This window comes from Anaerotignum lactatifermentans, assembly GCF_014982935.1.
Taxonomy (GTDB): domain Bacteria; phylum Bacillota; class Clostridia; order Lachnospirales; family Anaerotignaceae; genus Anaerotignum; species Anaerotignum lactatifermentans.
This window is the reverse complement of sequence record NZ_JADCKK010000071.1, coordinates 1-11,617: the sequence shown is the minus strand read 5'-3', so window position 1 is coordinate 11,617 and position 11,617 is coordinate 1. Positions and strand designations below refer to the sequence as shown.

General features: G+C 44.6%; 8 protein-coding genes, 1 rRNA gene, 1 riboswitch and 1 other annotated feature. Of the genes, 3 read left to right on the top strand and 6 right to left on the bottom strand.

From position 1 onward, the window contains the following. Positions 1–135: 135 nt before the first annotated feature. Genes rlmD through INF29_RS12695 form a run of 4 tightly spaced genes read right to left on the bottom strand, consistent with a single transcriptional unit; the run spans position 136 to position 3,345 of the window. Positions 136–1,506: a 23S rRNA (uracil(1939)-C(5))-methyltransferase RlmD gene (rlmD, locus tag INF29_RS12710; protein ID WP_193487015.1), complete on the bottom strand. Its 1,371-nt coding sequence runs from the start codon at positions 1,504–1,506 to the stop codon at positions 136–138. Beyond that, positions 1,503–2,105 (bottom strand): CRISPR-associated protein Cas4, encoded by a 603-nt coding sequence (locus INF29_RS12705; RefSeq protein WP_207728173.1) that lies wholly within the window; start codon positions 2,103–2,105, stop codon positions 1,503–1,505. The genes rlmD and INF29_RS12705 overlap by 4 nt, the downstream gene beginning before the upstream one ends. Then, the gene (locus INF29_RS12700) at positions 2,098–2,388 is read right to left on the bottom strand and encodes a PD-(D/E)XK nuclease family protein (protein ID WP_191344548.1); all 291 of its coding nucleotides are present in this window, start codon (positions 2,386–2,388) and stop codon (positions 2,098–2,100) included. Before INF29_RS12700 ends, INF29_RS12705 begins: the two co-directional genes overlap by 8 nt. 12 nt (positions 2,389–2,400) lie before the next feature. Then, positions 2,401–3,345: a 3'-5' exoribonuclease YhaM family protein gene (locus INF29_RS12695; protein WP_191344549.1), complete on the bottom strand. Its 945-nt coding sequence runs from the start codon at positions 3,343–3,345 to the stop codon at positions 2,401–2,403. A 195-nt stretch (positions 3,346–3,540) separates the two neighbouring features. On the opposite strand from INF29_RS12695, the gene INF29_RS12690 reads away from it, so the two are divergent. Continuing rightward, on the top strand, positions 3,541–4,701 hold the full coding sequence (locus tag INF29_RS12690; RefSeq protein WP_193487011.1) for a copper amine oxidase N-terminal domain-containing protein: 1,161 nt from the start codon (positions 3,541–3,543) through the stop codon (positions 4,699–4,701). 332 nt (positions 4,702–5,033) lie between these two features. Continuing rightward, on the top strand, positions 5,034–5,480 hold the full coding sequence (locus INF29_RS12685; protein WP_193487009.1) for a hypothetical protein: 447 nt from the start codon (positions 5,034–5,036) through the stop codon (positions 5,478–5,480). Between the two features lie 87 nt (positions 5,481–5,567). Here INF29_RS12685 and INF29_RS12680 read toward each other — a convergent pair whose 3' ends face one another. Beyond that, positions 5,568–6,953, bottom strand: coding sequence for a TrpB-like pyridoxal phosphate-dependent enzyme (locus tag INF29_RS12680; protein ID WP_193487007.1), 1,386 nt, complete (start codon positions 6,951–6,953; stop codon positions 5,568–5,570). Between the two features lie 67 nt (positions 6,954–7,020). Further along, positions 7,021–7,256: a binding site (T-box leader), on the bottom strand. A 75-nt stretch (positions 7,257–7,331) separates the two neighbouring features. Next, positions 7,332–10,049, bottom strand: a complete 2,718-nt coding sequence (mgtA, locus tag INF29_RS12675) for a magnesium-translocating P-type ATPase (RefSeq protein ID WP_243184173.1) — start codon at positions 10,047–10,049, stop codon at positions 7,332–7,334. A gap of 522 nt (positions 10,050–10,571) precedes the next feature. Next, a riboswitch (M-box (ykoK) riboswitch) is annotated at positions 10,572–10,734 on the bottom strand. An 824-nt stretch (positions 10,735–11,558) separates the two neighbouring features. On the opposite strand from mgtA, the gene INF29_RS12670 reads away from it, so the two are divergent. Further along, positions 11,559–11,617 (top strand): 16S ribosomal RNA (locus INF29_RS12670); the annotation flags it as partial.

The following is an 11,617-nucleotide window of genomic DNA, read 5'->3' as shown; positions in this document are numbered from 1 at the left end:
AAGGGTAGCAGATAATCATACCACCAAGGCTTGAACGAAGTGAAAGCCAGCGTCATTTAGGCGCTGGCTCTTAATAAGCCCTTATAGGGCTAGTGCAAACCACGTCTTTTAGGCGTGGTTATGATTTGCAAAATATCAATGGGAAACTTTAGACAGCAAAACCACTGTTTCCACATGCACCGTATGGGGGAACATATCCACCACCTGTACTTTTTCGATGGTATAGCCTTTGGGGCAGAGATATGCCAAATCCCTTGCCAATGTGGCAGAATCACAGGATACATAAACCACTTTCTTCGGAGAGATAGCAGCAATGGTATCCAGCAGGACACTGTCGCAGCCTTTCCGAGGAGGGTCTACCACGACCACATCAGCAGTAATGCCTTTTTCCTCATAAAGTCTGGGAATCACATCTTCTGCGGCACCAACGGCAAAATCTGCGTTGTCCATGCCGTTAAGAGCGGCATTTCTCTTAGCATCAGCAATGGCTTCCGGTACGATTTCCACGCCGAAAACATGTTTTGCTTTCTGGGCAAAGAACAGGGAGATGGTACCAATGCCACAGTACAAATCCAGTACTGTTTCGTTTCCTTCCAGCTCCGCAAAATCCAGAGCCGTCTGGTAAAGCACCTGTGTCTGCAAAGGATTTACCTGATAGAAGGACAGGGGAGAAATTTCAAACTGTACATCTCCGATATAATCCCGAATGGTTTCTTTACCCCAAAGCACATGGACTTCTGTTCCTAAGATTACATTGGTCTGGTCTGTATTTACATTTAATACGATGGAAGTCATGCCTTCAATTTCCCGCAGGCGTTCTACCAATACATCGCAATGGGGCAGTTTTCTGCCGTTTACCACCAGACAAACCATAATTTCTCCTGTGCATCTGCCGATACGAGTCAGGATATGACGTACCAGACCGCGATGGATAGTTTCGTCATAAAGGGGAATTTCATATTCCGCCAGAAATGCCCGAATGATTTTTACAATCCGGTCATTTACTTCATTTTGCAGCATACATACGGGCGTGTCGATGATGCGATGGCTGCGTTTGGCATAAAAGCCGATTTCTGGTTCACCGGTTTTTCCGCCCACTGGGAATTGGGCTTTGTTGCGGTAACGCCAAGGTTCTTCCATGCCTTTGGCATAGCCTACGGAAATGCCGGAAAAACCACCAATCCGTTCCAAATGGTCTTTGACTTTTTTCGTTTTGAAAGCAAGCTGCCCTTCATAGGAAAGATGCTGCAGCTGACAGCCGCCGCATTTTGCGGCAACAGGACAGGCAGGGGTTATCCGATGGGGGGAAGGTTCTAAGATTTCTAACAGCTTCCCGTAACCAAAATGTTTTTTTGTTTTGACAATGAGGACTTTGATGACCTCTTCCGGCAGAGCACCTTCCACAAAGACCGTATAGCCGTCAATGCGTCCGATGCCTTCGCCATTGGTGCCAATGTCTGTAATGGACATGGTGTAGGTCTGATTTTTCTCAACAGGAAGTTTCATACTTCCCCTCCGTTTCTATGATATTGACCATAGGGACATACAGTGCCGTTGCAGATGCAGTGGCGGCAGGTGACAAAGCTGGCGTTGGGGGTTCCTTCGCCGTCCTCCAACATTTTCCGCATGTCTGCCATGGTTTGTTTCACTTCTTTTCTCAAGTTTCTGGTATTTCGCACATAAAACATATAATCGCTGTATTTCAGCCAACCGTAAGACGGGCGTTTGCCGTAAATATCCTCCAAAAGAAGGAAGTAGGCTGCCAGCTGTAATAAATCTCCTGGATGGGGGAGAGGAGCGTCTTTGATGGCACCGCTTTTCAGTTCTACGGGAACGATAGCACTGCCCAGTCTTTTTTTGAAAATATAGTCTGGTTTTCCCTGTAGATCGTACTTTGCGGAATAGAGCAGTTTTCCAAAGCCTTCACTTTTTTTGACGGATTGCTTCTGGTCGGCGTAAATCAAAGTAAAGCCAGGCATAATATCTTTTCGGGGTTGTTTTTGCAGATGGGGACGGCGTGTTCGCCAAAGCAGAAGAACTGCCAAGAGAATCAGCAAAAACAGAATGCCAAAAGAAAGCCAGTTTGCAGTGATTTTTTCAAACATGGACATACTGCATTACCCAAAAAATAAGTATCAGTACCAGCAGAGCAAGAAGGGCAATTTTCCCCAAAAGCCGTCGCAGGCGATACTGGCGGTAAAGCTTTCTATGGAAGGCTTCGCCTCGTACAAAATTGGCCGTGGTGGAATCTTCCAGACCAAGTTCTTCCAGATATTCTTTGCGCATACGGCGCAGTTCTGCTCTGCCATATATTTTTTCATAATACCACTGATAAGGGCAGTAGGTATATTTGTTCAGTTCATGTGCGGAAAGGGTTTCCTTTGCCATGGTTCCACCTGCTTATTCAAAGTCGGAACGGCTCAGGTTGCGCTGAAGCATGCGGTTGTAGCCAGCCCAGTGTCCCTGGGTGCTGTCTGCCGCAAGGGCTTCTTCAATCATTTTTGTTTTGGCATCCAGATTGTCTGCACAGTGGAGCAGGAAAGCTTCCGGTGTGGAAGGCAGTTTGGGAGAGCCATATTCGTATTCCCCATGATGGGACAGCATGCAGTGCTTCATGAGGGATTCCAGACGTTTGGGGAAACCATCAATTTTAGCAGCAGCATCCCGAATCAGTTCGGAACCAAGAATCAAATGGCCCAGAAGCTGACCGTCGTCGGTGTAGTCATTGGTAGGAAAGTCGGAAAGTTCCAGCACTTTGCCGACATCATGGAGCATAGCGGATGCCACAAGAATGTCGCGGTTTACATAGTTGTAACGAGGTGCCAGAAAATCACAAAGCTGTGTGACAGACAATGTATGTTCCACCAGACCGCCGCGGAAGCTGTGGTGCATAGCTTTTGCTGCGGAATGATATTTGAATTCCTTACTGATGACAGGATGACGCAGGAAGATTTCTTCCAGCAGTTTTTTCAGATAGGGATTTTTCATGGTTTTGATATAGCCCATGAGCTGATCATACATTTCATCGATGTTTTTGTCGGTGCTGGGTACAAAATCCGCAGGATCGTATTCCCCTTCGCGGCTGCGGCGGATGCGTTTGACATTCAGCTGCAGTTCGTTGTTGAATGTGGTGACAAAAGCATCTACTTTGATAAAGTCGTTTTCCTGAAAGCTCTGAATATCGTTGTTCAGATCCCAGACTTTGGCGTCCACCATACCGGTTTTATCCTGCAATTTCAAAGACAGATAATTTTTGCCGTTGCGGCTTTTCATAGTCTGTCTGCTCTTGCACAGATAATGTTCGATGATGTTTTCACCTTCGCGCAATTCGTTGATATATTTCATAAATGTCCTCTCTTTCTATCTCATTCCTAATCTCTTATTATAAAAGAAAACAGACAAAATTACCAGCTTTCCAAAAGTTTTTTCAAATTGGGAACGAAAGGGTGGTTTTTGCGTCTAAAATGTTAAAAAACCGTAACGGCAAAGAACGGGAAAATATGGTATGATGGAAAAAAGAGATGGTAAGGAGGAATGAACATGAAACAGAAAAAAGTACTTTGTGCAGGGCTTGCGGCGGCAATGCTTATGGGATTGGTTCCCCAGACAGCTCTGGCGGCGGAAAACGAAATTTTAGATTATGATTTCCGCACATATGATACAGACGTCAGCGGTGACGGTTGGGACTGGGATGCAAGCGGCAGAATCTTGACCATTGATGGATTGTATGTCAATGCAGATGAAAGCAATACCAATGGCAGAGAAGGTGCCATCTGTCTGCCGGAGGACAGCATTCTCTATCTGGATGGGGACAGTGAAATCAATGTGGATGGATATGGTCTGCATGCCATTTATGCAGAGGGGGATTTGACTGTAAGAGGTAATGACGATTTGGTGGTAAGAACCACAAGCGCTTCTTCCAGCGTTATTTATGTATATCGTGGTGACATCAATCTGGAAGACAATGTTTTTCTGGAAGTTTATCCCGAAGGTCATGTGCTGTATGTGGATGAAGCCAGAGGCAGTGATGGTGTGGTGAATATTTATGATAAGGCAAAAGTTGAAGTTCACGACCCTTATGACGATAACTTCTATATGATGGATACAGACGAACTGGTAAAAGTCACATACCGTTCTCCTGCAAAACCCACAGACGAATGGCTGAATTTCAGCGAAAAATATGATAAGGATTATGAAACCATTACATTCTACAGAAAAACCGTTGTAGATCAGCCGGAAGAGCCAGAAGAAACGCCGGAGGAACCAGAGGATAAACCCGAAGAAACACCGGCAGAAACCCATGTTTTCCAGATTAAGATTGGGGAAACTTATCTGGTGAAAGACGATGAGGAACGCATCGCACTGGATGCACCTGCATATCTTTCCGAAGATGGTTACACCATGCTGCCACTGCGGGCACTGCTGAATGTTTCCAAAGATGGCGTGCAGATCGACTGGAATCAGAAAGACAAAATTGCAACCATTACTTATGATGATACCACTGTTGTGATTCCTGTAGAAGGAACAGACAAAACCGTTACCATCAATGGGGAAGAAACAACACTGGTAACAGCACCTCAAACAGTAAATGATCGCGCATTTCTGTCTCTGCGTGACTGGTGCACTGTGACAGGCATGTCCACAGATGCACTTCAGTGGGATAGTGCAACAAAAACAGTGACTATGACAGTGGAAAAATAATGGTCCTTGTATAAAAAATACAGCTCCAAAGAGATTGTATCTTTAGGTGTTGGTTTATAAAAATAAAAATAGCTGGAATTCTCATTGTGAACTGCACCCCATTTGTTAGACAGTATGATATACTGAATAACAAGTGGGGTGCAGTTCATTGATACAAAGGATTCCAGCTATTATTTTTTTGCCGAATTCCTATAAGGAAGATTTTCTTATGAAGGCAGTTGTTGAGGGGATTTTTAGAGGGCATAAGTGGAAGCAGTGGCAGAAAAATGGTAAAATAAAACTGATAGAAAGTAAGTAGAAGCGGATTCTGGATTTCGGAAGGGGGTATCGTGTTGGTTCAAAAGATCAAAAGGGGTATCATTGCAGGAATATGTATCATTTTGGCGATATTTTATATATTACAACGCCCTGTACCTATCAATAAAGAGTTGGAAGCGATGGTTTATACAGCAAATCAGGAAGAAGGCGCAACATCCATTGTTATTGATGGATCAATCAAGAAGGAACGATTTACAGAAGAAGCTAGTTTTGTTGGGTACTTTAAAATAAACTGTTATCCAAAATCTTATTACGCAGGAATAACGGCAAGAATAGACTGGCATGATGTTATTGCGAAAAATATACGCTTTATGTGTGCTGGGACAATTTCTACATTAGATATAAAGGACATCGAAATCGATAGAACGATGGATCATATCAAGATTCTTTTATGTGATGGAACAATCATTTCTACAATAAAAGAGGATACTTCGGGTGAACACGGAGTATCCTCTTTTTGAATGATTATAGGTTTGTTCAGAATCAATGTCTGAGAGACCTTGTTCGTATTTGGAATTTCAATATCTATTATGAATAGGTAATGAAAATTAAAATTCATTTCCGGGGAAGCGAGGAATGCCATCGAATCCCTGTTTCAGATCTTCGTCTGTGGGGATATAGTCTGTCATGGTGCCATTATTGAATTTTTCGTATGCAAACATGTCGAAATATCCAGTACCTGTCAGTCCAAAGACGATGGTTTTTTCTTCGCTTGTTTCTTTGCATTTTTTCGCTTCTTCCATGGCTACATAAATAGCATGGGCACTTTCAGGAGCAGGCAAGATGCCTTCTACCCGTGCGAATTCCGTAGCGGCGGCGAAAACGGCTGTCTGTTCCACAGAACGTGCTTCCATAAGCCCATCATGGTAAAGCTGAGAAAGGATGGAACTCATACCGTGATACCGCAGACCGCCTGCGTGGTTGGCAGAAGGAATGAAGTTACTGCCAAGGGTATACATTTTCTGGAGAGGTGTTACCATACCGGTGTCGCAGTAATCATAAGCAAATTTCCCTCTGGTGAGGCTGGGGCAGGAAGCGGGTTCTACAGCGATGATCTGATAATCCCGTTCGCCGCGGAGTTTTTCGCCCATAAAAGGAGAAATCAGACCGCCCAGATTAGAGCCGCCGCCGGCACAGCCGATGATCATATCTGCTTTCACGCCGTATTTATCCAGAGCGGCTTTGGTTTCCAGACCGATGATGGTCTGATGAAGCAATACCTGATTGAGGACGCTGCCCAGTACATAACGGTAGCCATCCTGTTTGGCAGCCATTTCTACGGCTTCAGAAATGGCGCAGCCCAAACTGCCGGAAGTACCCGGATGCTCTGCAAGGATTTTTCTGCCGATTTCTGTTTCCATGGAAGGGGAAGGCGTTACTGCCGCGCCATAAGTGCGCATGACTTCACGGCGGAAAGGCTTCTGCTCGTAGGAGCATTTTACCATATAAACCTGACAGTCCAAACCGAAGTAAGCACATGCCATGGACAGGGCTGTACCCCATTGTCCGGCACCGGTTTCTGTGGTGACGCCTTTCAGTCCCTGTTCCTTTGCGTAATAAGCCTGTGCAATGGCGGAATTGAGTTTATGGCTGCCGCTGGTGTTGTTGCCTTCAAATTTATAGTAGATTTTTGCGGGAGTCTGCAATTTTTCTTCCAGACAATAGGCACGCACCAGAGGCGCAGGACGGTACATTTTATAGAACTTTAAAATGGGTTCGGGAATATCAATGTAAGGGGTATCGTTGTCCAATTCCTGTTTTACCAGTTCTTCACAGAATACCTGACTGAGTTCTTCTGCGGTCATGGGTTTCAGTGTGCTGGGATTGAGCAGGGGAGCGGGTTTGTTGTTCATGTCTGCCCGCAGATTATACCACTGTTTCGGCATTTCCTGTTCGTCTAAATAAATTTTGTAAGGGATTTCTTTTGTGTTCATGGTGCATGCTCCTTTCTTTGGTTGATTTTGATTTTTATAAAAAAACGCCTGTCCCTGACATAATTGTCAAAGGGACAGGCGTAAAATCCTGCGGTGCCACCCTGATTGGCAGAAAATCTGCCCACTCATGCATACGATCATATGCGTCCTTTGTTAACGAAGGGAGTTCTCCGGCGCACCTACTATTTTCGGTTTGCCCTCAAGAGCCCATTCCCTCATCCCACTGCTGCTGTGATCTCACCATCCACAGCTCTCTGGAAACAGCTTCCGGAAAAGGTACTTACACTCTTTCTGCGGTTTCTGCTTTTCAAAAGTTATACCATGTCAGAAGGACATTTGTCAATACAAAATTTGAAAAATGTTATTTTTTTCTGTATATTACAGCAGTTCACCATATTTGCGGATATACAATTTTTTCATGATGGTTGCCAGTGTTACATAAGCAACGATAATGCCTGCCAGCCATGTGAAGTATACGGGAGGCAGTGCTGACAGACCGATATGTGCGCCGAAGGGAAGGAAAGGAATGGCTGTCAGTACGGCAATGCCTGTGAATGTCAGCAGTACAACGGGAACGGAAGCACGGCTGCGCAGGAAGGGCAGTTTAGGTGTGCGGATCATGTGAATAACCAGAGTCTGGCTCCACATGGATTCTACAAACCAGCCTGCCTGGAACAGTGCGATAAACATTGTCTGGGATGCAGGATCCAAGCTATGGAAAGAACCGCCGCATACTGCAGGACAGATTACGAAGTACATTACCAGATAAGTTACGATGTCAAATACGGAGCTGGTAGGCCCAATCCACAGCATGAATTTGCTGACGGAAGAAGCATCCCATTTCCGAGGTTCTTTCAAAAATTCTGCGTCTACGTTGTCCCAAGGAATTGCAGTGCAGGAGATGTCATAGATCAGGTTCAGCAGAATCAGGTGGATGGAAGCCATAGGCAGGAAAGGCAGGAATGCAGATGCTGCCAATACGGAGAACATATTCCCGAAGTTGGAGGAAGCTGTCATTTTGATGTATTTGATCATGTTGGCATAAGTTTTTCTGCCTTCAATGATGCCCTGTTCCAGTACCATCAGGTCTTTTTCCAGCAAAATAACATTTGCGGATTCTTTTGCGATGTCTACGGCAGTATCTACAGAGATACCTACATCGGATGCTTTCATGGCAGCGGCGTCGTTGATGCCGTCACCCATGTAGCCAACGCTGTGACCGTTTTCACGGAGGAGTGTTACCACTCTTGCTTTCTGCAGAGGAGAAAGTTTTGCGAAAATGGTGGTGTTTTCTGCTGCTTTTGCCAGTTCTGTGTCTGTCATGTCGTCCAGCTGGTCACCTGTCAGGATGCGGTCTACGGACAGACCTACCTGTTTGCAGATATATTTTGTTACTTTTTCATTGTCACCTGTGAGGATTTTTACGGCTACACCGTATTCCTGCAGTGCTTTGACTGCGGCAGCAGTGGTTTCTTTGGGAGGGTCCAGGAATGCCAGATATCCAATGAGAACCATGTTGTTTTCATCTGCTACGGAGAATGCGCCAACAGGGGAGGGATTTGTTTTCTGGGAAATGCCCAGTACACGCATACCGTTGTTGTTCAGGTCATTTACTTTTGCCAGAACCATTTTTTTCATTTCGTCTGTCAGTTCTACCACTTCACCATGGTATTCTACGAATGTGGAGATAGACAGCATTTCTTCGATGGCGCCTTTTGTGATCATCTGTGTTTTGCCTTTTTTGTCTGCAACTACGATGCTCATGCGGCGGCGTTCAAAGTCGAAGGGAATTTCATCTACTTTTGTATAATTGTTTTCCAGTACAGCAAAAGCAGGTGTTCTTTCGATGAGTGCGTGAGTACGTTCGATGATGGCTTTATCCATAAGGTTTTTCAGCCCTGTCTGATAGTAGCTGTTCAGGAAAGCGTGACGCAGGATGCGGTCATCTTCTTCGCCCATAACATTCAGGTGGTATTCCAGTGCTACTTTGTCTTTTGTCAGTGTGCCGGTTTTGTCTGTGCACAGAACGTCAATGGAACCCAGGTTCTGGATAGCGTTCAGATCTTTGATGATCACTTTTTGACGGCTCATGGCAACGGCGCCTTTTGCCAGACAGGTGGTTACGATCATAGGGAGCATTTCCGGTGTCAGACCAACAGCAATGGAAATGGCAAAGAGGGCTGCATTGAGCCAGTCCCCTTTGGCAAAGCCATTCAGGAACAGTACGATGGGCACCATGATAAGCATGAAGCGGATCAGTACCCAGGAAACAGAGTTTACGCCTTTTTCAAAAGAAGTTTTTGCAGGTTTTTCGGACAGATGTTTTGCCATATCGCCCAGCATAGTGTCGTTGCCGGTTGCAATAACAACGCCGGTTGCGCTGCCGCTGATAACGTTGCTGCCCATGAAAGCCAGGTTGGATGCTTCTGTGATAGCACCTGTGATTTTCTGTTTCTGAGGCAGTTTTTCCACAGGTTCACTTTCGCCTGTCAGAGCAGACTGGCTGATGAACAGGTCTTTTGCTGTTACGATGCGCAGATCCGCAGGAATCATATCGCCGGCAGACAGGGTAACGATGTCGCCTACAACGATTTCATCCATGGGGATTTCCTGTGTACCGTGCTGTTTCCGGGTAACGGCTGCTGTTGTGTGAATCATAGCAGACAGCTTTGCTGCCGCATTGCCGCTGCGTGTTTCCTGTACAAAACGCAGGATACCGGATACCAGTACCATAACAGTGATGATGATAACGGTTGTGGCATCTTTTTCGCCGGGAGCTGCCCAGATGATTTCTGTGCAGGCGGAAACGATTGCCAGAACAAATAAGATTGCAGTAAAAGGATTGATGAATGCGTTGCAGAGTCTTTTGAAAAGAGATTCTTTTTTGCCATGGGTTACGTTGTTGTCACCATGGAGTTCCCGCAGCTGTTCCACCTGTTCGTCTGCCAGACCTTCCTGAGAAGTGCTCAGGGCAGCGAATACATTTTTTCTGGAATTTTCTGCGGCAAATTTCAGTCTGTCATTGATCTGATCGCGGCGAACCATGTCTGCTGCGATTTTTGTTTTGAGGATTCTTTCTTTCAATGTTTTTTTCATAGGTCCGTACCTCCATATTCTTAGATTTTTGTGGTTTTGGATTGTACAGACAAAAACAGAGAACTTTTCTTCAGAGCGGAAGCATGTCCGCAGGAGGACGTTCATCCGCTTGCCTTCGTTCTGTTGTTTTTGTACTGCTACTGCCTTCTGCGTCCATGCTTCTCACCTCGCTTTTTTGATTGGAATGCTCTATGAAAACCCTGAAATCAGGGGGATTTTCCCGAAAAAAGGGCGCAAAAAAAACACCGCATGAAAACTATGTTTTCAAAATTTCGAAATAGCCCCATAGGAGGGCAATCGTGAAGCGGTGCAATGCCAATTTTTCGGTCTTATATTTTCAGAAAGAAACTAGATTATGGATACAGATGTCATGCCCATCTGTTCCATAAAACAGTTTGATTGGTTTGCCCGCTGGATGGAGTTGTAATTGTCTGGATGACCTGCGTCCATAATCTCACCTCTTTTTTGCATAAAAAAACCGTACAAACTCGAACGATTGTACGGAAATCAAATGCCATTTTATAAAAAATGCAACCGTTTCGAGCTTTAGCTCTGCAGGGCGGTGAAACTGCGTTATGCTACACCTTGGTTTCGATGTAACCTGTTCAAACCATCGCATGATGTCTCCATCATTTTGCGGCAGCAGTCCATATCCCTGTAGTAGCCTTACCTACCGGAACTATTCTTTTCGGGTTCATCATACGCCTATAGGAAGGATTTGTCAACGGTTTTTCGAAAAAATTAAGATTTTCCACAGGAAAAGTAGGAAATAGGATGAGTTCTTTCCTAATAAATAAAAAGAAAAAAGATGTTTGAAATAAGTATACAATGTACTGATAAAAGAACCATAAAAAGTGTTGACAGAAGTGGGAACCGATGGTAATATATATTTCGCTGTCGGAACACAGTGAAAAAGTTCCAAAAAAATTGAAAAATAGTTGTTGACAGATCGGAAACGATGTGGTAACATACTATTCGCTGCTGAAACACAGATAAAGCAGTAAAGAAAAAATAAAAAAAGTTCTTGACAAGCGAAAAGCTTTCTGATAAAATATTTTTCGCTGTCAAAACTTGACAGACAAGTTCTTCTCTCCGAAAAGAAAATGTTCGAAAAAAAGAACTTGACAGAAAAATGAAAAAGTGATAAAATATCACTCGCCGCTGAAAAAGCGGCACAGACTGATCCTTGAAAACTAAACAGCAGAAATAAACTTACAACCCATAGTCAATTCGGTTAGTGAGCTTTGAACCGGTTATGAAGCATTCGACCTAACGCTGCAAAGCGTCAGAGAATGCAAAATGGTGAAAAGCGAGCGGTTTTCGCAAAGCGAAAAAACAACCGCAGCTAATATAAAATGACAAGAGTTTGCCGGTTTCGAAAAAACCGGAGGATAGCCAGATTAACTGGCTAGGTCAACTCAAAGCGTGCAGGTCGCTGGGTTTTATGCGTGACTTTTCTACGAAAACTCACTTATAAAATTTCCAACCGACGATGCCGTTTGTAAATTTTAACATAAGAGTTTGATCCTGGCTCAGGATGAACGCTGGCGGCGTGCTTAACACATGCA

Excerpts from the sequence above, each read along its gene's own strand:
- rlmD (WP_193487015.1), bottom strand. The coding sequence starts at position 1,506 with ATGAAACTTCCTGTTGAGAAAAATCAGACCTACACCATGTCCATTACA.
- INF29_RS12705 (WP_207728173.1), bottom strand. The coding sequence starts at position 2,105 with ATGTTTGAAAAAATCACTGCAAACTGGCTTTCTTTTGGCATTCTGTTT.
- INF29_RS12700 (WP_191344548.1), bottom strand. The coding sequence starts at position 2,388 with ATGGCAAAGGAAACCCTTTCCGCACATGAACTGAACAAATATACCTAC.
- INF29_RS12695 (WP_191344549.1), bottom strand. The coding sequence starts at position 3,345 with ATGAAATATATCAACGAATTGCGCGAAGGTGAAAACATCATCGAACAT.
- INF29_RS12690 (WP_193487011.1), top strand. The coding sequence starts at position 3,541 with ATGAAACAGAAAAAAGTACTTTGTGCAGGGCTTGCGGCGGCAATGCTT.
- INF29_RS12680 (WP_193487007.1), bottom strand. The coding sequence starts at position 6,953 with ATGAACACAAAAGAAATCCCTTACAAAATTTATTTAGACGAACAGGAA.
- mgtA (WP_243184173.1), bottom strand. The coding sequence starts at position 10,049 with ATGAAAAAAACATTGAAAGAAAGAATCCTCAAAACAAAAATCGCAGCA.